Source organism: Occallatibacter sp., assembly GCF_036502485.1.
In the GTDB taxonomy this organism is placed as follows: Bacteria; Acidobacteriota; Terriglobia; order Terriglobales; family Acidobacteriaceae; genus Telmatobacter.
Map to the genome: position 1 here is coordinate 42520 of NZ_DASXYM010000128.1, position 22864 is coordinate 65383.

General features: G+C 62.2%; 18 protein-coding genes. 11 read left to right on the top strand and 7 right to left on the bottom strand.

All coding sequences use genetic code 11. The features are described from left to right. Positions 1-13 precede the first annotated feature (13 nt). Positions 14-2446, bottom strand: coding sequence for an ABC transporter permease (locus tag VGL22_RS16760; RefSeq protein WP_465268090.1), 2433 nt, complete (start codon positions 2444-2446; stop codon positions 14-16). A 414-nt stretch (positions 2447-2860) separates the two neighbouring features. Here VGL22_RS16760 and VGL22_RS16765 point away from each other — a divergent pair, with 414 nt between their 5' ends. From VGL22_RS16765 to VGL22_RS16805, 9 genes are all read left to right on the top strand, one after another. Continuing rightward, positions 2861-3925: a sensor histidine kinase gene (locus VGL22_RS16765; RefSeq protein WP_465268091.1), complete on the top strand. Its 1065-nt coding sequence runs from the start codon at positions 2861-2863 to the stop codon at positions 3923-3925. Then, positions 3900-4661 carry a LytR/AlgR family response regulator transcription factor gene (locus tag VGL22_RS16770; RefSeq protein WP_465268092.1) on the top strand — a complete coding sequence of 254 codons (762 nt, stop codon included), beginning with the start codon at positions 3900-3902 and terminating at the stop codon, positions 4659-4661. The genes VGL22_RS16765 and VGL22_RS16770 overlap by 26 nt, the downstream gene beginning before the upstream one ends. Before the next feature lie 199 nt (positions 4662-4860). Beyond that, positions 4861-5562, top strand: coding sequence for a response regulator transcription factor (locus VGL22_RS16775; RefSeq protein WP_465268093.1), 702 nt, complete (start codon positions 4861-4863; stop codon positions 5560-5562). Between the two features lie 3 nt (positions 5563-5565). Next, complete coding sequence (locus tag VGL22_RS16780) at positions 5566-6879, top strand: ATP-binding protein (protein ID WP_465268094.1); 1314 nt, start codon at positions 5566-5568, stop codon at positions 6877-6879. Between the two features lie 151 nt (positions 6880-7030). Continuing rightward, positions 7031-7387: a hypothetical protein gene (locus tag VGL22_RS16785; RefSeq protein WP_465268095.1), complete on the top strand. Its 357-nt coding sequence runs from the start codon at positions 7031-7033 to the stop codon at positions 7385-7387. 334 nt (positions 7388-7721) lie between these two features. Beyond that, the gene (gene rpmB, locus VGL22_RS16790) at positions 7722-7910 is read left to right on the top strand and encodes a 50S ribosomal protein L28 (protein WP_465268096.1); all 189 of its coding nucleotides are present in this window, start codon (positions 7722-7724) and stop codon (positions 7908-7910) included. Between the two features lie 144 nt (positions 7911-8054). After that, positions 8055-8975 carry a hydroxypyruvate isomerase family protein gene (locus VGL22_RS16795; protein WP_465268097.1) on the top strand — a complete coding sequence of 307 codons (921 nt, stop codon included), beginning with the start codon at positions 8055-8057 and terminating at the stop codon, positions 8973-8975. A gap of 178 nt (positions 8976-9153) precedes the next feature. Further along, the gene (locus VGL22_RS16800; protein ID WP_465268098.1) at positions 9154-10104 is read left to right on the top strand and encodes an RraA family protein; all 951 of its coding nucleotides are present in this window, start codon (positions 9154-9156) and stop codon (positions 10102-10104) included. 207 nt (positions 10105-10311) lie between these two features. Further along, on the top strand, positions 10312-11673 hold the full coding sequence (locus VGL22_RS16805) for a mandelate racemase/muconate lactonizing enzyme family protein (protein WP_465268099.1): 1362 nt from the start codon (positions 10312-10314) through the stop codon (positions 11671-11673). 161 nt (positions 11674-11834) lie between these two features. Here VGL22_RS16805 and VGL22_RS16810 read toward each other — a convergent pair whose 3' ends face one another. Genes VGL22_RS16810 through VGL22_RS16820 form a run of 3 tightly spaced genes read right to left on the bottom strand, consistent with a single transcriptional unit; the run spans position 11835 to position 17598 of the window. Continuing rightward, positions 11835-14933 carry an efflux RND transporter permease subunit gene (locus VGL22_RS16810; RefSeq protein ID WP_465268100.1) on the bottom strand — a complete coding sequence of 1033 codons (3099 nt, stop codon included), beginning with the start codon at positions 14931-14933 and terminating at the stop codon, positions 11835-11837. Beyond that, positions 14933-16225, bottom strand: a complete 1293-nt coding sequence (locus VGL22_RS16815; RefSeq protein ID WP_465268108.1) for an efflux RND transporter periplasmic adaptor subunit — start codon at positions 16223-16225, stop codon at positions 14933-14935. Before VGL22_RS16815 ends, VGL22_RS16810 begins: the two co-directional genes overlap by 1 nt. A 5-nt stretch (positions 16226-16230) precedes the next feature. Then, on the bottom strand, positions 16231-17598 hold the full coding sequence (locus VGL22_RS16820) for a TolC family protein (RefSeq protein WP_465268101.1): 1368 nt from the start codon (positions 17596-17598) through the stop codon (positions 16231-16233). 189 nt (positions 17599-17787) lie between these two features. Here VGL22_RS16820 and VGL22_RS16825 point away from each other — a divergent pair, with 189 nt between their 5' ends. Together VGL22_RS16825 and VGL22_RS16830 are read left to right on the top strand one after the other, a co-directional pair. Beyond that, the gene (locus VGL22_RS16825; protein ID WP_465268102.1) at positions 17788-18339 is read left to right on the top strand and encodes a Jag family protein; all 552 of its coding nucleotides are present in this window, start codon (positions 17788-17790) and stop codon (positions 18337-18339) included. A 245-nt stretch (positions 18340-18584) separates the two neighbouring features. After that, positions 18585-20342, top strand: a complete 1758-nt coding sequence (locus tag VGL22_RS16830) for an acyloxyacyl hydrolase (RefSeq protein ID WP_465268103.1) — start codon at positions 18585-18587, stop codon at positions 20340-20342. A gap of 559 nt (positions 20343-20901) precedes the next feature. Here the strand turns inward: VGL22_RS16830 and VGL22_RS16835 are convergent. The 3 genes from VGL22_RS16835 to VGL22_RS16845 form a co-directional block, all read right to left on the bottom strand. After that, complete coding sequence (locus tag VGL22_RS16835; RefSeq protein WP_465268104.1) at positions 20902-21309, bottom strand: hypothetical protein; 408 nt, start codon at positions 21307-21309, stop codon at positions 20902-20904. Next, entirely contained in the window at positions 21300-21647 is a 348-nt protein-coding gene (locus VGL22_RS16840) for a hypothetical protein (protein WP_465268105.1), read from the bottom strand. The genes VGL22_RS16835 and VGL22_RS16840 overlap by 10 nt, the downstream gene beginning before the upstream one ends. A 59-nt stretch (positions 21648-21706) precedes the next feature. Continuing rightward, a partial coding sequence (locus VGL22_RS16845) for an aminopeptidase P N-terminal domain-containing protein (RefSeq protein WP_465268106.1) occupies positions 21707-22864 on the bottom strand: 1158 nt, incomplete at its 5' end.

Consider the following 22864-nt stretch of genomic DNA (forward strand, 5'->3'; position numbering starts at 1 on the left):
TGGTTGGGTGTGATCAGTTCTCGCGGATTGTCTCCACAATCGGGAGGCTGGCTGCACGGACAGCGGGCACGATGCACGCCAGCAGGCCCACCGCGACAATCACCGCAGCCGATAACGCCAGCGTTGCCGGGTCCGCAGACGAGACGCCGAACAGCAGCGACTTGACCGACCGCGCGAGTAAGAGGCCAAGAGCAAGTCCTATCCCCAGGCCATACGCAATCTTCCGCATGCCGTCCTTTATCACGATCAGAAAGATGCGGTGCGTGCTGCATCCGAGTGCCATGCGGATCGCCATTTCTGTGGAGCGCTGAACCGTGGAATACGCCATCACGCCATAGATTCCCACCGCGGCGATGACGAGAGCAATTCCCGCAAAGATCGTCAGCAACAGGCTGCGGAACTTCGGCTGCGCATAATTCTGCGCCACGTTCTCTTCCATGGTCCTCACCCGCACCACCGGCTGGTTGCGATTGACGCGATGCACAGCCTCTGTGAGCGCCTGGGCAACCGCATGCGGATCGTACGCCGTGCGCAGGACCACGCTCATGGCGCGTACTGGAAGCACCACATTGGCCTGCCGAAACGGAACATACATTTCGCTGGTTGAGTCGGACACGAGCGATTGCTTCATGTCGCCCACCACGCCCACAATCGTCATCCAGGGCACGGAGTCATCCGGAATCGCACCCACCTGCATGGTCTTGCCCACCGCATCCTCGTTGGGGAAAAATGCATGCGCCATCGCCTGGTTGATCACCAATACCGGCTGGGTTCCTTCGCGATCATCATCGCTGATCCAGCGACCCTCGATCAGGGGTATGCGCAGCGCCTCGCGATATCCGGCACTCACCGCGCGATAGTTCGCAAGAATGTATTCCGACGAGTTATGCGGCGGCCGCCCATGGATGTTGAAGTGCAGCATCGATCCATTGCCACTTACCGGCAGAAACGATGCAGCTCCCACGGCAGTTACGCCGGGAACCGACCCAAGCTGGCGAAGGGTGTTCTCGTAGAAGTTGACCGTCTGTGCGGGTCCGGCCGTCAACTGCGACGTGACCGGGAGATCTGCGACGAGCAGGTGATCCTCTGAGAATCCGAGGCTCACATCGGAAAGCCGCGACAGCGTCCGCAGAAACAGCCCGGCGCCCATCAACAACAGCAGCGCCATTGAGATCTCGGCAATCACGAGGGCGTCACGCAGCGCCTTGGCGCCGGGGCTCACCGCGCCTCGGTCGGTTTCGTTCAACACCGTGCGAAGGTCCGCGCCTTGTATCTGCCCCGCAGGGGCGAGGCCGAACAGTATCCCCGCGAGCATGGAAACCGCAGCCGTGCAGATCAGCACAGGGACACTGATCTGAACGTGGGCATTCGGAGGCAACGCGCTCGCGGCCTGTCGAATGAGCCACGGCAGCAGGAGGTATGCAAGTGCAACTCCCGCGATAGCGCCCAGGCCTGACAGCAGAACTCCTTCCACCATGAGCTGGCGCACAATGGCCCACGTGGTTGCACCCAGCGATCGGCGGATGGAGATCTCACGCCGCCGCGCCGTGGCGCGCGTGAGCAACAGGTTGGCCACATTCCCGCAGGCGATCAGGAGCACAAACCCCACCGCTACGGAAAGCATCAGCAGCACGGCGCGCGACGAGCTGACCAGTTGCTCATGCATTCCGGTTACCACTGCATCCAGCGCGATTTCCGTGTCCGGGTATTGCTTCAATAAGCGTTTGGCGATGCTGGTCATCTCGGCCTGCGCGGCCTGAATCGAAACACCATCGCGCAGACGTGCTACCGGGTAAATGCCCGGATGCCACGAGCGATCATCCGGCAGCGTCGTAGCCCACGGCGCCATGGCGATCACAGCATCCGGACGCTGCTGCAACATTTCATACTCTTTGGGAAGCACACCGATGATGGTGTAGCTCTTCCCGTCGAGCATGACGGTTTGCCCCACCACGCCCGGCGACGATCCAAACTTCCGCTGCCACATTCCGTATCCGAGCAGCGCCACCTGGGCCGACCCTGGTGTATCGTCTCCCGCGGAGATGCTTCGTCCGGCAATTACGTTCACTCCAAGAAGATGCAGCAGATCTCCGCTCACCATCTCGCCGGGAATCTGTTCCGCGTCCCCCATGCCGGTCAGAGACATGGTGACGGGTCGCACCGCGCCGAATTCCTGGAAGGACGTGCTCTGCGCTTTCCAGTCGCGATAATTCTGGAAGGATACAGACAAGGCGCCCAGTTTGGCCGCGCGTTCGGAGATGAACACCAGGCGGTCCGCGTTGCGAAAGGGAAGCGGCCTGATCAGGACCGCATAAACCACACTGAAGATAGCCGTATTACATCCGATTCCAAGGCATAAGGTAAGTACAGCCACCAATGTGAATACCCGCGCGCGCAGCAACTGGCGCAGAGAATACCTGAGATCGCGTCCTAAGTTGGTCATCATGTCCTGAGCCTGGCGGCTTGGTCCTTGGGTTGGAGCTGCTTTCAATCAAGCGTGAGCTCCCACAGGAGCAGAGTGAGGTAAATCTATCAGCAGCAATGCTGGAACGCATAATTCCATCACAGGCTCCCAAAAGGAGCCGGAAGCGGCGGCCGCGCTCTGGTTCTGTCATTCTTGCGCTTGTAATTGCCGGCGAGGGAAACTTGTGACGAAACAACGCGAAAAAGGGACGAACGCATTGCGCCACAGGACTGGCAGTGCGCCGCCGTCCTTGAGGCGTCGATTCTCCCGCCGCAATCGGTCCCTGCCTCTGTAGAATCGGTCCCAGTCATGCTAGCGTCCGTCCCGGCTCTCGACCGTACCAGCGCCCCTCCCCGCGGCATCTTCAAAGCTCGGCAGGCGACTGACTTTTGGCGGATGGCCTTGTTGCAACTCATCGTCTGGACATTCTTCGCGGTCGTCTTCATTCCTCAGACTTACTTTTCTTCACCCCGCCGGCACATCACTATCCCCCAGGCCTTCATCGAGAATGTCCTGGCGTTTTATCCCTGGATCCTGATCTCGCCGCTGGTCCTGTGGCTATGCAAGCGGTATCCCTTCACGCGCAATCTCTGGCCGCGCAACCTTGCCATTCACCTGGTTGCGAGCCTGCCGATTGCGGTGCTTGAAGTCATTCTGCTTCGCGCACTCTATCTATGGTCCGGCCTGGCCAAGGAACTTGCGCCGTTCTATCTGACCCTCGCATTCGCGGGTTGCTTCGATCTGCTGGTGTACTGGTCCATCGTGGGCGTCGGGCAGGGAATCCGGTACTTCCGCGAGGCCGAAGAACAGGAGCATCGGCTCACCGAGGCGCAACTGCAGATGCTCAAGGGGCAACTGCAGCCGCATTTCCTCTTCAATACCCTCAACGCCGTCACGGAGCTGGTCTATGACAGGCCCGAGGCCGCCGACCGTGTGCTGACAAATCTGAGCGAGTTGCTGCGCAGTTCACTCCGCCAGGACTCGCCTACAGCCTGCCTGGCCGACGATCTCAAGTTCGTCCGCCACTATGTCGACATCCAGAAGGAACTGCTGAAGGACCGGCTTCAGGTCAGTTACGACGTTGATCCGGAGGCGCTCCCTGCGATGGTCCCCTCCATGCTGATTCAGCCGCTGGTTGAAAATGCGATCAAACATGGAATAGGAAATCGGACCGAGGGCGGAAAAGTTTCAGTGTATGCGCGGCGCGATAACGATTACGTGGAGATCATCATCAAGGACAACGGGAAAGGCGCGGCCCGGGATGGCACTGGCCGACAGGTCGCGGAACTCAGCGCATCAGGCGGAATTGGATTGAACAACCTGCGCGCCCGGTTGAACCAGTTATACGCAGGAGATCACTCCATGCGCATCACCGCCTATCCTGATGCCGGTTTCATCGTCTCTATAGTTATCCCCTACCGGGAGGTACTAACGGATGGACCTTCGTGCAGTTATCGTTGACGATATGGAACTGGCGCGCAAAAGGCTTGTTCGCCAGTTGAGCCGTCACCCGGACATAGAGATCATCGCAGAGTGTGCCAACGGCGACGAGGCGGTCCACGCTATCCAGACAAGGAAGCCTGACCTCGTCTTTCTCGATGTGCAGATGCCTGAGCAGGATGGGTTCGCCGTGGTGGGCAGGCTGGGCGAGCAAGACGTACCGGAAATCATCTTTGTCACCGCCTACGACCAGTTTGCGCTGAAAGCATTCGATGTACACGCGGTTGACTACCTTCTCAAACCTTTCAGTTCCGATCGCCTCGATTTGGCTCTCAACCGCGTGCGTCGCAAACTCGCGCATAGGACAGGACAGATCGATCCCCAGATTGCCGAGCTGGTGCGCTCCATCAAGGGGCAGGTGGAACGCACCCGGCCCATCATGCTTAAGGTGGATGGAAATGCGCTGCTCATTCGCCAGGCGGAGATCGACTGGATCGAATCAGCCGGCAACTACGTCAAGGTTCATGCCGGAAAAGACGGCTACATGATCCGCGAGACGATGTCGGACTTCGAACAGAGACTCGATCAGCAGGCGTTTGTTCGCGTTCACCGCTGCACGATTGTGAACATTGCCCGCATTCGCGAAATTCGCCCCAGCCTCAGCGGCAATTATCAGTTGATACTGCGCGATGGACACGCGGTTGTGATGAGCCGTACCTACAGGCCAAGGCTTACAGCACTGGTGGGCGAGCTCTAAGTCGGCACGCCCCGGGAACCGCACGGCCTTCGGCGCAGCGAGTCTGCCGCCGCCGCACGGAATTTCCTCTTTCGTGGCCGCTTCCGCCCGCGCTCGCGCTCCTTTGACCTCGCGCGCGCCCACCTTAAGTTTTGTTAAATAGAGAACCGCCCCCGCAGAGTATGCGAGACTTGGGACCGGAGCACGAATTAAACGCATCATGGACCCTCAGGAGAGATCGAAATCCCTGTCACTGCTTCTGGTTGACGACGACGCCGAACTCTGCGGCATGATGCGCGAATTCTTCGCCCAGGCCGGCCATCGCCTCGAGTGTCTCCACAACGGCCGCGAAGGCCTGGCGTCCGCACTCAACGGCGCCTTCGATCTGGTCATCCTCGATGTCATGCTCCCGGTCCTCGACGGCTTTGAGGTCCTTCGTCAGTTACGCCGCCGCAGGCAGACTCCCGTCATCATGCTCACCGCCCGCGTGCAGCAGCAGGATCGGATCCAGGGCCTCGACGCGGGCGCGGACGACTATCTGCCCAAGCCCTTCGATCCCGACGAGCTCCTGGCGCGCGTCCGCGCCGTGCTGCGCCGTACCGAATTGAATCTTCAGCCCCTGGCAGAATCCATCGTTGTCGCCTCAGTCCGCGTGAACCCATCCACGCGCGAGGCCTTTAGCGGCGACCGTCCCATCGATCTCACTTCCACTGAATTTGATTTGCTGGAGATGCTCATTCGCTCCGCCGGGCGCATCGTCTCCCGCGATGAGATCACCGCCGCGCTGTTTGAGCGCGAAGCCACGCCCTACGATCGGTTTCTCGACGTTCATATCAGCCATCTCCGCAAAAAGCTCGACGGCGGCCCTCGTCTCATTCGGACCATCCGCGGCGTTGGCTACATGTTCACGGGGGGCAACTGATCCGTGCGGCTCAAGTCCCTCTTCATCGCCACTCTGCTCTCCATGCTCTGCATACTCGGGGTCTCGTTCCTCGTCTTCCGCGCCATCTCCGACCGCATGCAGAGGCTCACCATCGATCCCACCTTCAATCGCTTCGATCAGCTCCAGCTCGACAGCGCGCGGGAAGAATACGAGCAACACGGCAGGCAGGCGCTGCAGGACTACATGGGGCGCCTTGACCATACGTTCCACGGCTCGCATTACCTGCTCGACTCCCGCGGAATTGACCTGGTGACCGGTGACGACCGATCCGGGTTCCTGCCAAAGCCCCCTGAAACCATCGCGCGCATTCGCCATCAGGGTTACTGGACAATCGCGCACCGCGCCCCCGACGGCAAATACTGGTTCGCCGCCGTTGGACCCCTCGGCCGGCTCCACGTGTGGGATTTCCTCCCCTATTACTTCCTCGTCATCGGAACCATCGCTGTCATCTTCTGGATTGCGGCTGTGGGCGTAATCCTGCCCATCCGCCGCGTCGCGGCGAGCATTGCGCAGTTCGGCCACGGCGATCTGTCCGTGCGCATCAGCACCCGGCGGCCCGACGAAATAGGCCAGCTGGGGCGATCGTTCAATGTGATGGCGGAGCGCCTGGAGCGCCTCATCGTCAGTGAGCGCCGCCTGCTTGGCGATATATCCCACGAACTGCGCTCCCCACTGGCGAGGCTCAAATTCGCCATCAAACTGGCCCGCACCTCAGAAGACAGCAACGCCGCTCTCGATCGCATCGAGCGCGACGTGAATCGCATCGCCTCGCTGGTCTCCGACATTGTCGAAATCACCTTCGTTGAAGGCGATCCCGCTCTGCGCGGAGCCGAAGCCGTGCCCATCACACAAGTGGTGCGCAACGTGGTGTGTGACTGCACGGTGGAAGCAGAGGCGCGTTGCTGCCGGATTGAGGTGACAGAAAAGCTCGACGGCGAGGCTCTCGGCAGTCGCGAATTGTTGCGCCGCGCGGTTGAGAACGTGCTGCGCAATGCGATCCGCTACTCTCCCGATAAATCCACCATCCAGGTGTCGCTTGAACGTGAGGAGACGAACGCCATCATCGTGGTGCGCGACCACGGCCCGGGCGTCCCGGAAGACACCTTCACCCGCCTCTTCGATCCGTTTTTCCGTGTGGAAGAAGCACGCAATGTCAACGGCGGCGGCTCCGGACTCGGCCTCTCCATCGCCAAACGCGCGGTGCAGGCCCACCACGGCTCCATCTCCGCTGAGAATGCTTCGCCCGGCTTGCGCGTGCGCATCGTCATTCCGCTCGTCCCCGAAGTCAATCCCTAAAGGCCGCGTGAGTTTCCCTGCAATACATTCCTGATTACCGGACCCAGCAGAGCAGTTAACACTTCTTAAGGTCGAAATCATCTCCAAAGGCGTGTAATCGAGTTGTGCCTCTCTCGCAAGAGAATTCCTGGGGCACTGGGAATGTGCATACATGAAGCGTTTCTTCGGCCTTGCCCTTATCCTTTCCGCGTTGTCCATCCCTTCGTTTGCAGCCAAGAGCTCTCAGAACATCACCCTGGCTGAAACCACCACGGTAGGCAACACCAAGCTGCCCGCCGGTGAATACAAGCTCACATGGACCGGCACCGCTCCCGATGTTCAGGTCACGCTCGAGCAGAAGAACGCCGGCAAGCCTGTCACCGTCACAGCTCCCGCCAAGTTCATCTCGGAGAAGCACGACCGTACGCAGCTCACCACCACCAGCAATGCTGGCGCCAATACCCTCGAGGCTGTTCAGCTGAAGGACGCCACCCTGACCTTCACCAGCACACCTGCTTCCGGCCAGTAATCGCTGCCCGGCCGGCTCCCTTTCTGGACCTCTCCTGTTCATTGACTGTGTACCTTCCATCCCCTTCCTTCGTGGAAGGGGTTCTTTTTTTGCTCCGCCGCCGTGAGTTGGCCTCTTCAACACCACCGGGAGTTGCCGCCGGCTTGGCTGAAACCCGCGGCTCAGGTATACTGAGAATTCGGCAAGCCGTGGGGATTGCGCACGTGTGCGCGCCTCTGCAGAACAGGCCTCTTGATTGGAGGCGGACTGGCATCTCCTCGAACCCGCGAGTGACTCGCATCCTCTTTGGTTCAGGCCGCGGCGACCAGGAAAATCTGAGATTTGGAGCAACGATATGGCACAGGTATGCGACATTTGCGGCAAGGGTCCGCAGTTCGGTAACAACATTTCTCACGCCCACAACGTGACCCGCCGCCGCTGGAACCCGAACCTGCAGGGCGTCAAGGCCCTCGTCAACGGAGCGTCCAAGCGCATTCGCGTCTGCACCAGCTGCATCAAGAGCGGCAAAGTCACCAAGGGCTAGGCGCACAGCCCCCTCAGGTCTCGTACGGGCCCCGCTTCAACTCCCGGCTCCCCGATCCACCAAAACCCCGCCCCCACAGGCGGGGTTTTGTTATGCCGGCAGGCGACCATTTAGCATGGCGGAGATTCTCTGAAGGAGTTCCCCATGAACCGCCGCACCTTCGCCCAGGCGTTCGCTGCTTCCGCAATCACCGCGGCCGCAGGCTCCCCGCTCCGCTCCGCTGCCCAGCCCCCCGTCCACTCGCCCGCCCCCTCCTCAGGCAGTGCTCCCTTCCCGCTCTCCGTCATGCTCTGGACCGTCTTCAACGATCTGCCCTTCGAGCAGCGCCTGGAGAAGATCACCGAGGCCGGCTACACCAATGTGGAGCTGGTGGGCGAGTACGCCAAGTGGTCCCCGGCCGATTTCGACCGCGCCAACGCCGCCCGCAAGCGCCTCGGCATCAGCTTCGACGCCACTGCCGGCCTCCGCCACGGCCTCGGCAATCCTGCCGACCGGGACGCCTTGCTCGCCGGCTTCAAGGAGGCCCTTACTCCCATGCAGACCCTCGCCTGCCCGGCCATGATCGTCCTCTCCGGCAACGTGGTCCCCGGCCTCTCCCGCGAAGCGCAGCACCAATCCTGCATCGACGGCCTCAAGCGCGCCGCCGCCATGGTCGAGGGCCGCCAGATCGACGGCAAGCCCGTGAAGCTGCTCCTCGAATGCATTGACCCCGAAGAGAATCCCAAATACTTCCTCACCTCCGCGGCTGAAGCCCTTGAGATTGTCCGCGCCGTCAACCATCCCCAGGTCCGCTTCCTTTACGACCTCTTCCACGAGCAGATCGCCGAGGGCAATCTCATCGAAAAGCTCGAGAAGAACATCGACTATATCGATCTTCTCCACATTGCCGACGTCCCCGGCCGCCACCAGCCCGGCACCGGCGAAATCAATTTCGCCAGCGTTTACCGCAAGCTCGCCGAGCTTCATTACAAGGGCGTGGTAGCGATGGAATTCAAGCCCAACGGTGACCCGGTCGCCGCCCTCCGCACCGCCCGAGAAGAGGTCCTTTCCTCTATCCGTGCCTGACACCCGCTGAGCATCCCCCACGACTCTCCCGTGCCCCATCCTGTTGCCTTCTTTCTGGCGACAGGATGGGAAACCACAATCCCCGCCCGCCCTGACTCCGCTATCTCCGCTGCCCCACGTACTACAATTTCCCTGCTCTTCGAAATCCCATTTCCCGGCTCACCAACCGGAGGCCCCGTTGCGCAAGTCCCTCGCCATCCTGCTTGCACCCGCGCTGCTCGCATTTGCCACCCTCCTCACCATCCCCATCCACGCGCAAGTCAAAATGACCCGCGACCAGGTCCTCTTCTACACGTCACAGTGGACGGGCGATCGCTTCCCGGACGGCCGTCCCAAACTCCCTGACTCGCTGCTGCAGCGCGCTGTCGACATGACCGTCGAGGACGTATGGGAATACCTCCGCGAGCATGGCTACCGCAACCAGTTCGAGGCCGGCTGGCAGGCTCTCCACGCCGATAAGCCCTTCGCCGGCCGCGCTCTCACCGCGCAGTACATGCCCACCCGCCCTGACATGCGGCAGGCCATTCTCGCGGAAGGCAAGCAGGAGGGCCGCGTGGGCGACACCAACTCCTGGCCTATCGCCGAGCTCCAGAGCGGCGACGTCTACGTGGCCGACGGCTTCGGCAAAATCATCGAGGGCACCCTCATCGGCTCCAATCTCGGCAACGCCGTTGCCGCCCACACCCACACCGGCTTCGTCTTCGACGCCGGCATCCGCGACCAGGCCGAGAATCGCGAAATCCCCAACTTCAACGGCTTATACCGCGGCTACGACCCCTCCGCCTGGGCCGACATGACAATGACCGGCATTAACGTCCCCCTGCGCATCGGCCGCGCCGTGGTGCTCCCCGGTGACCTGGTCCTCGCCAAGCCCGAAGGCGTGCTCTTCATCCCCGCCATCCTCGCGGAAGAAGCCGTCGCCCACGCCGAGTTCACCGCCCTCACCGACGACTTCAACTTCGAGCTCAACAAGCAGGGCAAAAACGGCGCGCAATTCGAAGGCGGCTGGACCACCGCCAAGTACGACGCCTTCGCCAAATGGATCGACGACCACCCGGACAAACTCAAAATGGCGCGCACCGAATTCGACGATCTGCTAACCAAAGCCAAACAACGCGCCGAGAAATGAAACTCGGCCTCGCCAACTCTGCGGGTGCCCCAGGTCTCGATTCTGAGACCCGGGAAACCACCAACCCCAACCCCCCGCTGAGCATCCGCCACGAACCTCCCGTGCCCCATCCTGTCGCCTTTTGTCGGCGACAACAGGGTGGGAAACCACGAACCGTCGCACGCCAACCCGCTAACCCGCTAACTCCAACTCCGGGGACCAAATTAAATGTCCGACTCTCGCCCTCTGAATCGCCGCAACCTCCTCAAATCCTCCGCCGCGCTTCTCGCCGGCGGCGCACTCGCCTCCGCAGCGCCCCTCGAAGCCGAAATCAAGAACGTCAACACGGCATCCAGCCCCTCCACACTCAAGATCACGGACATGCGCTACGCCGTCATCGTCAAACCCGGTCCCAGCCCCTGCGTGCTCATCCGCATTGACACCAACCAGGGCGTCTACGGCCTCGGCGAAGTGCGCGACGTCGCCGGCCCGCAATATGCCATGGTGCTCAAGAGCCGCCTGCTGGGGGAGAATCCCCTCCGCATCGACTATCTCTTCCAGAAAATCCAGCAGTTCGGCGGCGACGCGCGCCAGGCGGGCGGCGTCTGCGCCGTTGAAATGGCCCTCTGGGACATCGCCGGCAAGGTCTACAACATCCCCGTCTACCAGATGCTCGGCGGCAAGTGGCGCGACACCATCCGCATCTACGCGGACACGACGGAGTCCGACGACCCCGCCGAATACGGCCGCCGCGCCAAAGAGCGCAAAGCCATGGGCCTCACCTGGATGAAGATGGACCTCGGCATCAATGTGCTCGACAACATTCCCGGCGCCGTCATGCATCCCTCCGGCATGAGCAAGTGGGAGCAGCGCGAACAGCCGCACCCCTTCACCGCCATCGAGGTCACCGACAAAGGCATCGACCGCCTCTGCGAGTACGTCGCTGCGGTGCGCGAAAACATCGGCTATGACATGCCCCTGTCCATGGATCACCTCGGCCACGTCGGCGTCAAATCCGCCATCCGCCTCGGCAAAGCCTACGAAAAGTTCAATCTCGAATGGATGGAAGACGTCATCCCCTGGTTCTACACCGATCTTCTGAAGGAGATCACGCAGGAGAGCCCCACGCCCACGCTTACCGGCGAAGACATCTACCGCTTTGAGGACTTCGAGACCCTCTGCCGCGAGCACGCCGTCGATAAAATCCATCCCGACCTTGCTACTTCAGGCGGCATCCTCCAAACCCACCGCATCGGCGACATGGCCTTCAAATATGGCGTTCCCATGGCCATGCACTTCGCCGGCACGCCCGTCAGTTGCATGGCCAACGTGCACTGCGCCGCCGCCACACGCAACTTCCTCGCGCTGGAAAACCACTCCCTCGATGTCCCCTGGTGGCAGGACCTCGTCACCGGCCCCGAAAAGCCCATCGTCAACCAGGGCTACATCAAAGTGCCTGACGCGCCCGGCCTCGGCGTCACCCTCAACGACGATGAGTGCAAAAAACACCTCAGGCCCGGCACCGAATACTTCGCCCCCACACCGCGGTGGGACGAGGCGCAATCGTGGGATGATGCGGTATTCAGCTAGGTCTTGCAGTCGCTTTTCTGGTCTGTCATTCCCGAAGGGAATCTGCTTTTCCCCTCGCCCGCAGGTTTGCCATCCTGAGCGCAGCGAAGGACCCCGTTCATGCGCGGGCGCCGAAGGGTCTCCCGTTGTTGGAGACCTGGGCTCCCGCGAACCCGAACCTGTTAACCCGCCGCCTCCGCCCGGTTCTTCGTCAACAGAAAATAAACCACCGGCGTCACCACCAGGCTCAGCACCATCGAGATCATCAGCCCGCCGATCACCGCAATCGCCAGCGGCTGCAGCATCTGCGATCCCGCTCCCAGCGCGAACGCCAGCGGCAGCATCCCGCACACCGCCGCAATCGCCGTCATCACAATCGGCCGCAGCCGGCGCTGCGCCGCATGGATCATCGCGTCCGCAGCCGCCATGCCCTCGGCGCGATAGCGCTCATCCGCATCCAGCAGCAGAATCCCATTCTTGGCCACGATGCCGATGACCATGATGATCCCCATGAACGACGCCACATTGAATGTGGTTCTCGTGATCCCCAGCGCCAGGATCACGCCCGAAATCGATAATATCGACGATGTAAGAATCGCCGCAGGCGCAGGGAAGTTCCGGAACTCCGTCAGCAGTACGCCAAACACCAGCGCCAGCGCCAGCAACAGCACCTTGAGTAAATCGTGAAACGATTTCTGCTGCTCCTCGTAGGTGCCGCCATAGGTCACGCGCACGCTGGGCGGCAAATGCAGCGAGTCCACCGTCTGCCTCACCTTCGCCATTGCCGTGCCCAGATCCGATCCTTCCAGCCTGCCGGTGACCGCCACCATGCGCTGCAGATTCTCGCGGCGAATCTCATTCTGCGGCGGCAGTTGCTCAATCGCCGCCAACGACCCCAGGGAAGCCGTGTGTCCTGAACCGCTGGTGAACACCGTGTTCTCGATCGCGTCCAGTGACGCGCGGTGCTCATCGCTCAGCCGCACCCGAATCGTATACGGCCGCCCGTTTGCAATCAGCGGATCCGTTGTCGGCAATCCGTCCAGAATCGACGTCGCATCCTCAGCCACTTCCGTCGGCGTAAATCCGAACCGCGCCGCGATCGTCGGATTCACCTGGAAGTTCGTTGCCGGACCGCTGATGGTGTTCTCGATGCCGTTCTCGACATCCACCACGCCCTCGATCTTGCCGATCGCGTCGCCTACCCGAGGCCCCAGCTCCGTCAACAGCTTCTCGTCCGGCGAAAAAATCTTGATCTGGATGGGCTCCGGCGCGTTGGAGAGATCGCCGATCATGTCCTGCAGCACCTGGATCATTTCGATGTCGAGCTCAGGCTCCCTGCGCTTGATCTCCGCGCGCACATCGGACATCACATCGTCGATCGGGCGCCGGTGCCCGCCTTTCAACTTCACCGTGAAATCACCGGTGTTTGCCTCGGTGACAGCCGCGAGTCCCATCTGCAGGCCGGTGCGCCGTGACGTGCTCTCCACCTCGGGCATCGATCGCAGAATCCGCTCCACATGCTGGAGCACGCGATTGGTCTCCGTAAGCGAACTACCCGCCGGCATGATGTAGTCCAGCACGAATCCGCCCTCATCCATCTCCGGCAGCAGGTCCGATCCTAGCTTCGTGTATCCAAACCACGTGGCCGCCACCAACAGCAGGCAGATCACCCCTAGCCACATCGGCTTCGCCAGCGACCAGTCCAGCACCCGCCTGTGCACATCGAGCACCTTCTGCAGAAACTTGCCCGCGCCGTGATCGTGGTTCGTATTGCGCCGCTGATGCAGCAGCACCATGCTTAGCCCCGGTGTCCACGTCAGCGCCAGCAGCAGAGACGTCAGCAGCGACGAGGCCATCGTGATCGCCAGTGCGCGGAAAAAGCTGCCCGTTACGCCCGTCGTTCCAATCAGCGGAAGAAACACAACCACCGGTGTAATCGTCGACCCCACCAGCGGCACCGTGATCTCGTGCAGCGCCTTGCGCACCGCTTCCACCCGCGTTTCGCCGTTGTCGCGATGCATCACGATGTTCTCAACAACCACAATCGCGTCGTCGATCACCAGGCCGATGGCGGCGGCCAGCCCCCCCAGCGTCATCAGGTTAAAGCTCTGCCCCAGCACAAACAGCACCAGCACCGTCGCCGCCACCGTTACTGGAATCACCAGTCCCGCGATCAACGAAGACGACCAGTCGCGCAGGAAGAGGAACAGGATGATGCACGCCAGAATCAGCCCGATGAAGATGGCGTCACGCACGCTCGAAATTGAGTCCCGCACCAGTTGCGACTGATCGTAGAACGGCTCCAGCTTCACAGCCGGCGGCAGCGCCTTCTTGAGTTGCGCCACCTCCGCTGCTACCCCGTCCGCCACGGTCACCGTGTTGCTCGATGGCTGGCGCGCAATGTTGATCAGCACCGCGTCCTTGCCGTTCGCCGTGACTGCCGTATACACAGGCTGCGTCGCCTTCTGCACCGCGGCCACGTCTGCCACGCGCACCGGCGCACCCGCTGCGGTCGTCTTCACCACCAACTGCCGTAACTGATCCTCGTCGTGGACCTGCGCGCCCACCAGCCCCAGGATCAGCTGGTGATTCGCCTCATACAAGCCCGGCGAATCCACAATGTTCGAAGCTTGAATCGCGTTCACCAGATCCGTGACCGTGATCCCCGTCTGCGCCAGTTGCGCAAGATTCGGCAGCACCTGGTACTCCGGCACCTGTCCGCCCTGCACAATTACGGTGCTTACGCCGGCCACCCGGTTGAGCGGCGGCTTCAGCTCATACGTCGCAATCTCCCACAACTGCGTCTGCGAAACCGTATCGGAGGTCAGGCTGTAACCCAGGATGGGAAACGTCGCAAACGTCAGGCGATTGGTCGTAATCACCGCAGTCGAGGGCAGCGACTGACGCACCTTGCTGAGCGCCGCGTCCACAAGTTGCAGCTGCCGCACCATGTCCTCGTTCCAGTCGAAGAACAGGCTCACCTCAGCCGACCCGCGGCTGGTGATCGAACGAACCGTCTCGAGGCCCGGCACAGAATTCACCGCATCCTCAATAGGACGCGTGATCGTCACTTCCATCTGCTCAACCGGCATCACGCCGTTGTCCACGCCGATCACCACGCGCGGAAAACTCGTCTCAGGAAATACCGAGATCGGTACCTGCGTCGCAAGATAGATTCCCGCCAGCGTCAGCACCGCCGCAAAGAAAAAGATTGTCCGCGTACTGCGCGCCAGCCAGAATGATTCGTCTGCCGCCGGCTTCTCCGTCGTCACCGTCGACATCAGTTGTCGCCTCCGGCCTTCGGCTTCGCATCGTCATCCGCGTCCGCTTTGCCGACCTTCACCTTCGTTCCCTCATCCAGGCCGTAAGCGCCGCCCGTGATCACCATATCGCCCGGCGCAACCCCGCTCAGCACCTGCACATCGCCGCCATCGCTGATACCCAGCGTCACCGCCTTCTTGTGCGCCGCCGCATCGGTTCCCACAACCATCACTGACTTGGAACCATCCTCTGCCGTCAGCACCGCCGCCTGCGGGATCTTCCACGCCTTGTCCACCGTCTTCCCGGTGATCACCACCTTCACCGGAGTGCCGACTTTCAACTCCCCCTTTTTGTTGTCCGCCTTCACCCACACTTCCACCGTCGTGCTGCCCGGATCGAGCGCCGGGCTGATGAGCGAAACTTTGGCTTCCACCGGATCGGCAATGCCCGGTACCTGCAGCCCCGCCGTGTCGCCGATCTTCATCTGCTGGGCCACGCTCTGTGCCAGGTGCGTTTTGGCAATCAGCACGGACGTATCCATCACCGTGATCAGCGGCGCGGCCGCCGCCGCGGTCTCCCCCGCAAACAGCGGACGATCCGTAACCACGCCGTTAATCGGGCTGCGAATTTCGGAATAGGCCACCTGCGCATTGGCCCCCTTCATCTTGCCTTCGGCCGATGTCAGTTGCCCCTGTGCCGACTGCAGCGCAGCCGCGCGGCTCACCTTCTCCATCGATTGCAGGTGCGTATTCGCCGCGTCGTACGCGGCTTGTGCCTGCACCAGCGCAGCCTGCGCCGTATCCAGATCGCGCCCCGGAATCGCCCCTTCCGCGAACAGTTGCTTGCGGCTGTTCACGATGCTCTGATTCAGATCGAGATTGGCCTTGGCCTGCGTAAAATCAAGCTGCGCCTTCTGCACGTCCTCTGGAACCTGCGCCTTGGTGGCTGTCGCATACGCGGCCTGCGCTGCCTCGTACGAACCCTTGTTGTCCAGCGCCGCCGCCGCAAGATCCGCATTCTCCAGCACCGCAAGCAACTGGCCTTCCTTCACCTTCGCGCCGCGCTGAACCAGAAACTTCTTCACCGGTGCGGTAATCTTCGGCTCGATCGCTGCCTGCGCCAGCGGGCTCAGAATCGCATCGGCCGTGAGGTGTTCGGCAATCGATCCCTGCTCCGGCTTCTCCGCCTGTACCGTTACTTCCACCGCGGGCGCTGCTTCCTTCTTGCACCCCGAGAAGCACGCCAGCGCGCAGCCCGCGGCCACCACCGCCACCCTCCACTGCCGCATACCTGCCAACCGTTCTTTCACCATCGAGATCACATCGTTCCTGTTAACGTCTGCAGTTGCGCCAGCGCCGTGCGATAACGCACGCGCCCATCCTCGCGCGCATTGGCGGCCGTAACATATGCCGTCTGCGCATCCACCACTTCCAGCACCGTGGCCTCACCGCCCGTGTAGCGCAGCTTGGTCAGCCGCAGGCTTTCCGCCGCGGTCTGCACGCTGGCGTCGAGCGACGCCAGTTGTTCGCGCGCCGCCCCAGCCTCCGAGTACGTCTCGTCAATCTGCGCAATCAGCCTGCGCTGCGCTGCCGTCAGCGCTACCCTCGCGGCATCGCGCCGTATCTCGCTCTGCTTTACCTTGTGCTCGGTCGCCAGCCAGTCCCACACCGGAAGATCCAGCGTCACACTCGCCGAATAGCCAAGGTTGCGCACGCCGTCCGGTCCATTCACCGCAAACTGCGGCGCGTCGATACCGTAGGTGTAGTTCAGCCCCAGCGACGGCAAATACGCCGCCCGGGCTGCCATTATCTCCGCGCCGCTCTGGCCCAGCGCCGCCAGCGCGCTCCTCAGTTCAGGATTATTCCTGCCGGCCGCCTGCTCCATCTCCGCCTTGGCCGGAAGCTCCGCAATATTGTCTTCACCCTGGACCGTGTACGCCGCCCGCGGATCGGCGAACAGCAGCACTCCCAGTTCCAGCCGCGCTTTCTCCGCCCCAACCTGCGCGTCACTCAACTCTCTCGATCGCGCCTGCTCCTGCAGTTGCGCCTTCACCACGTCGGCGTGTGCGCTCTCCCGCTGCTGCTCGCGTTTGCCGGTGAGGCTCAAAAAGTCGGCGGCTTCGGTCTCCGCTTCTTTCGCAATGGTCAGGCGGTGATCCGCCGCAATCACGCCATAGAAAAGCCCCGTCACCGCGGCCACCAGTCCGCGCCGCCCCACCTCGAGCTCCGCCGCAGCCACTGCCGCCGCCGCATCCGCCCGCTTCAACTCCGCCACCTGCGCCATCCCGATGTTCTCGTTGAACACGCCCTGGCTCGCGTATTCCCGCACCGCATTGTTGGCGATGAACTTCGGCGCCGCCTGCGAACCCGTCTGTCCCGCCTGGTTGGCCGTTCCATTCGGCTGCGTGTAGAGATACTGGTTGTGATACATGGCATCCGGCAGCAGGCCGGCACGCGCAATGGACCGATCCAGCTTGGCCACCCGCATATCCGCCTGCGCGGCCGCGTAGGCGGGTTCATTCGCCTGCGCGCGATGAATCGCCTCCTGCAACGTGATTACCGGCGCCGGCGCATCCGGTGCAGGTGACTGCGCGTGCATCAGGCAGGCGCCCAGCGGCAACACCACTCCGCACACCGCAGCCGCCCGCACTCCCGCCATCCGGCGCGCATGAGCACTCAAGATCATGGATACATCCGCCATCAAGAAGAAAATCGCTTCCATCCAGTTCGCATTCTCAGATGCGTCCCGCTAGCGACAGATTACCTTGCCAGCCATCGTTTTCAGTCTCAGGCAAGCACCTTAAGGCATCCTGAATCATGCGTTTTGAACGGGAACACGTGCATCTCCGATCCTGCTCTGCGATACTTGTTTGTCATGCCTATTGAAGACCTGCAGCAGGCTGCCCAGAAAATTGCCGGTTTACTCGCCACTCTCAACAAGCTTGGCGGACTCCGTCTCAAGTACCGCATCACCGCCGGCGATGGCGCTCGCGATCCGCAGGCACTCGAGGCACGCGTCATCTATGTCGAACTGGGCGGCCCCGATACTCCTCTGCTGACCCAGCACAATGGCGAGCTGCTGCGCGCCCTTGAAACCCTCGCTGTCCAGATGTTGCGCCTCGATCAGCGCGAGCACGATCTGGTCAGCTTCGACGCGGGCAATTACAAAGCGTTGCGCGCGGAAGAGCTTCGCATGGCCGCCGAAACTGCTGCGGAAAAGGTGATTCGAACCGGCGTGCCCTATGCCTTCCCCCCCATGAACAGCCGGGAGCGCCGCTTGCTGCACCTCGCCTTCCGCGAAATTCAGGGTGTGGAGACCGCCAGCAACGGCGAAGGCCAGGAGCGCTTCCTTGCTGTCTATCCGGCCGGCAAAGCCCACCTCCCCGTCGCTTCTCCCGTCCGGGCTCGTGGATTTGGCCGCCGCTGACCAACCCGCCTGCCTGGGCTCGGTTCCGGTCCGCCCCTGTTTTCAGCCCCGTCCGGCGCACCCTGGCAGCTTTTCCAACCGGGCCCTCAGAATTGGAACGCGCCTTTGCACTGCTCCCTGGGAAGTCCAAAACCATCCCGGCCCTTTCCACCCCAATGGACGACCCCAATTGCCTTCATGGGATAATGCGGTTAAATTCGGCATAGCTCCAAAAAATTGATATCGAAAATGAGGTTTATTTCTGAATGACCGCACCGCTCGCACTGCTCCCCCAGGCTCGGCAGGCGCCATCATTCCCTTTATTGTTGCTGTCTGTGCTGCTGGCGGCATCTTTCGGGGCACCCGCCCGCGCCCAGTCCGCGCCGGATTCCGGCCCGCCGGTCATCGCGGCTAATCCTCCGCTCACCCCGGCGGCCAATGCAGATCTGCCCGACGCGCCCGATGCACCCCGCACCCCCCTCCCGTCCGTTCCATCCGAGACTGCGCCCGCCCCCGTGGCGACGACCGCATCGGCGCCCTTGGCAGAATCCAGCTCGACTGCCTTTCAGCCGGACTTTTCCTCCCCCTTCGAACCGTCCCCCTCGATGTCCATCGAGCCGGGCCAGCGCGCCTTCGTTCCTCTCAATCAGTGCCCGTATGACAAGACCCGCGCCCGCGAGTGCCGCATCCATTGGACCCCGCTCATCATTGAAGCGTCCGTCTACACCGCCGCGCAAAACGCCTTCAATCTCTACTCGGGCTACTGGTACCGCTGGGAAACCACCCACGGCAAATGGATGGATCGCTGGTTCGACAGCGTCACCGGCTGGCGCTGGGACCACTGGGAGGACAACAACCCGTTCCTCGATGACTACATCGGCCACCCCATGATGGGGGCCATCACCAATTACATGTGGATCCAGAACGATCCCAAGGGCGCCACCGTCGATTTCGGCAACAATCGCGTGTATTGGAAGAGCCGTATGCGCGCCCTTGCCTTCACCACTGCCTTCAGCTTGCAGTGGAAGTTCGGCCCCTTCGGCGAGGCCTCGATCGGCCACAACGGCGACCACTTCTTCGTCGACAAGGGCGTGCAGACCAACGAAACCGGTTGGGTTGAACTCGTCACCACACCCGTCGGTGGACTGGCCTGGACCATGGCGGAAGACGCTATCGACAAGCACCTCGTGCGCAAGCTGCAGCAAAAGCCCCATCGCGTCGTTACGCAGCTGGGCATCAGCTTCCTCACGCCGTCCAAAGCCACGGCCAACATCCTCCGCTTCCGTCCACCGTGGTATCGCGATGCCTACGTGGTCAAAGCCAATACGTTCTGGAGCGATCCCCCCGGAACCGACGGCCCTGCCCACGCCCCCGGCGACATGAACTACACCGCCCCGGATTCTGCCGGCGAGAGCCCATCCCCCTCTGCTGTGGCCGTGGTCCGCACCCCGGCGGCCGAACTGCCCGAGTGGCCCCGCTACGGCGGCAAGCACGAATTCGGCGCATGGTGGGGCCTCTCCCTCATGACAGGCCACATCTGGGGCTACGCCCCCGACGTCAAGTACATGCCCATCGACGTCAACTACTCCTACCTGCTGAACCCCAAAGGCAAGTGGAACTTCCGCTACGCGCCCGAGATCACCGCCCTGGCCATGCTGGATGAAATCAATCCGACAGGTACCCCGCGATTCACCCTGCGCAAGCGCTCCTACGGCAGCGGCATCAGCCCCGTCGGTTTCCGCGCCTCGTTCTTGCCTGACAGCCGCGTGCAGCCCTTCGTCTCCGGCAACGGCGGCTTTATCTACTTCAACAACCGCGTGCTCTCCCCCCAGGGCTCGCAGTTCATGTACACCATCGACTACGGCGCCGGCCTGACTTTCTTCCGCAAAAAGCGCCAGTCCGTCTCCCTCGGCTACCGCTACCAGCACCTCTCCAACGCCAATATCAGCCACCACAACCCCGGCACAGACGCCAATACGTTCTACTTGCAGGTCTCGCGCTATCGCAGCAAAGGTTACCGCTGACGAATTCCCGGCGGCAGGGGAACCGAGGCGGCAGGACCCGAGGCGGCCGGCCCCAGGGGCGGCCGGCCCAGGGCGGGCAAGTCAGGCCCCCACCACCAAAGATCTCGGTCGCCGGGCCTGGCTATGCAAGGCCGGCGGCATCGATCGCCCAGTCGTGACACCGGAGTTCTTGGAAAACCGGCGCTCGAAGACTGAACCCTCGTTTTGTGACCGCCGGCACAGTCAGGCGGGGTCCCTCTGGCCCACAATGGACTCCTCCGCTGATGAAAACTCCTGCGCAATCCCGTGCCGCACGTCACACCGGGCCTCGCAGCGCCGCCACCTCTGTTAACCAGAAAACTAATAGGGTTTCACCCCCATTCGCTGCAGAACGTCAGCGCAAAAATCTGGTGTTAAGTGTATTGTACTCATATATTTAACAGGCAAATCAATGGGTCGGCCGATCTTCGCCCCAAACCCGAACAAAAAACGAATGACAGGCGAAAAGTGCTGCACTTCCCAGCCGAAGAAATGTGCAGAATTGTTACTAAAAAGTAACTAACCCCACCACCCCGCCTCCTTAGAAGAGCGACACAAGCTTGAGCCTCAGAATCCCCCCAAACACCACCCCGATGGGTCCGAGCACGGCCAGGAAGATCTGATACCGGATAGGCTGGCGGCCTCGACACTCCAGCGCACTCAATGCCGACATCACCAGCACAATCACCGCCAGCACCAGCACCGTGCGCAGCGGGTCGGCCGCGGCAATCATCGCGGTCATGAATCCGCCGGCTACCGCCCCCACGAAGCAATAAGCCATGTTCACCAGCACATAAGCCGGGCTGGGCCGGCCGGGCGTGCCCACCCACCGGGGACAGCCCTTCATCAGCGCCATCGTAGTGGTAAACACGATGCCGAACATCACGGCAAAGCCCGTCAGTAACGCCAGAACCGAGTGCAACAGGACGGAGTGCTGGCTCAGCTCCACGGCTGCTCCTTTTGCGTCGGAGTGCCCACCTGGCCGCGATCCATCCGCTTCATGAACTCGCGGGCCAGCCGCGCCTCCCCCGGATCGTATTCGCCGTGGATGGTGCAGAGATCGAGGAACTCGTCGACAAGGGAGTCGTTCTCTTCATTCTGCGAAAGGATCGATTGCAGGGCCGCAGCCAGCTCGCGCAGCCGGCCCGCCTCCGGCCAGGCGTGCTCTTCGCCCAGATGCTCGTGTTCGGCGAAAAGGCCCCGCCGGCCGTGCGCACATTCTTCCAGGCAAGCCGTCAGCCCGTCTCGAAATGCCGCTCTCAGCGCCTCAACATCCAGTTCATTCATTCCGATAACCGCGTCTCTTTCCGCTCACTCGCTGACTCGCCGACCCGCTGATTCACTGATCACTTCCCCTTCATCGCCGCTTCCACTTCCTCCGCGCTATGCGGCAAAGCGGCAGTGAGGTCCATCAGCTTGCCGTCCGCGCCCACCACGAAAACATCCTCGATGCGCACCCCGATCTTCTCCTCCGGAATATAGACGCCAGGCTCGATGGTAAAGACCATGCCAGGCTTGAGAACGGCCGGATAGCCGGCCGGGTCGTGCACATCGATGCCCACCATATGGCCCAGGCCGTGCAGCCAGTACTGGCCCAGCGGCTTGCCATCGAGGCTCTTGCCGTGGGTGTTGATGTAGTTGTATGCCACCGTGTCGAGCGAGTCGGTGTCGCGGCGGTCGCGGTCGTTGATCTTGGATTTGCCGGAGACAAACGCCTCCGCCGCGGCGCGCTGCGCCCCCAGCACGACGTCGTAGATCTCGCGCTGGCGAGCCGTGAAGTGGCCGCTCGCCGGCACCGTGCGGGTGATGTCGGAGGCGTACATCGAGTACTCGCAGGCCGCATCCACCACCACCACGTCCCCATCCTCGATAGTGCGCGCGTTCTCCGCGTAATGCAGCGTGGTAGAGTTGGGGCCCGAGCCCACGATGGGAGGATAGGACGGGCGCTCGCAGCCATGTTCGAGCCATGATGCGTACATCTGCCCGGCCACGCTGCGCTCCGTAACTCCCGGCTTGACGGCGCGCATCATCACACGCTGCGCGGCGATGGATGCGTCACTCGCCTTGCGCAGCAGGTCGAGTTCCCCCGCGTCCTTGACTTCGCGGAGCGGGGTGCTGATCGTTGCGACGTCATGCAATGCAGGCGCGGTGCCGGCGCCGAGAATGGCGCCCGTCAGGGTGAGGAGCGCATCGGCCTGCTTGTTGCCGGCCTGCGACCAGACGCGCCCGGTCACGCGGCGGTCGGCGGCGATCATGTCGCTGAGCACCCTGGCCAATTCCGTCATCGCCATTACCTGGTCAACGCCCGCCGCCCGCGCAGCGTTGGGAGTGGCCGCGTCCAGCTTGACGCCGGTGTACTTCTCCATACGCAGGTTGCGCGTGGGCAGGAAAAGAATCTCGGCATAGGCGCGAGGGCCCTGCGGATCGAGCGGCCCGGCGCTCGCGGACGGCGGATCAGAGGGTGCCGCAATCAGCAGCGCGGCGCCGGGCTCGTTCCAGCCCGT

Coding starts and splice junctions, on each gene's coding strand:
- VGL22_RS16840 (WP_465268105.1), bottom strand. CDS start 21,647: ATGAATGAACTGGATGTTGAGGCGCTGAGAGCGGCATTTCGAGACGGG.
- VGL22_RS16795 (WP_465268097.1), top strand. CDS start 8,055: ATGAACCGCCGCACCTTCGCCCAGGCGTTCGCTGCTTCCGCAATCACC.
- VGL22_RS16775 (WP_465268093.1), top strand. CDS start 4,861: ATGGACCCTCAGGAGAGATCGAAATCCCTGTCACTGCTTCTGGTTGAC.
- VGL22_RS16785 (WP_465268095.1), top strand. CDS start 7,031: ATGAAGCGTTTCTTCGGCCTTGCCCTTATCCTTTCCGCGTTGTCCATC.
- VGL22_RS16810 (WP_465268100.1), bottom strand. CDS start 14,933: ATGTCGACGGTGACGACGGAGAAGCCGGCGGCAGACGAATCATTCTGG.
- VGL22_RS16815 (WP_465268108.1), bottom strand. CDS start 16,225: ATGGTGAAAGAACGGTTGGCAGGTATGCGGCAGTGGAGGGTGGCGGTG.
- VGL22_RS16760 (WP_465268090.1), bottom strand. CDS start 2,446: ATGATGACCAACTTAGGACGCGATCTCAGGTATTCTCTGCGCCAGTTG.
- VGL22_RS16805 (WP_465268099.1), top strand. CDS start 10,312: ATGTCCGACTCTCGCCCTCTGAATCGCCGCAACCTCCTCAAATCCTCC.
- VGL22_RS16820 (WP_465268101.1), bottom strand. CDS start 17,598: ATGATCTTGAGTGCTCATGCGCGCCGGATGGCGGGAGTGCGGGCGGCT.
- VGL22_RS16825 (WP_465268102.1), top strand. CDS start 17,788: ATGCCTATTGAAGACCTGCAGCAGGCTGCCCAGAAAATTGCCGGTTTA.
- VGL22_RS16765 (WP_465268091.1), top strand. CDS start 2,861: ATGGCCTTGTTGCAACTCATCGTCTGGACATTCTTCGCGGTCGTCTTC.
- rpmB (WP_465268096.1), top strand. CDS start 7,722: ATGGCACAGGTATGCGACATTTGCGGCAAGGGTCCGCAGTTCGGTAAC.
- VGL22_RS16770 (WP_465268092.1), top strand. CDS start 3,900: ATGGACCTTCGTGCAGTTATCGTTGACGATATGGAACTGGCGCGCAAA.
- VGL22_RS16830 (WP_465268103.1), top strand. CDS start 18,585: ATGACCGCACCGCTCGCACTGCTCCCCCAGGCTCGGCAGGCGCCATCA.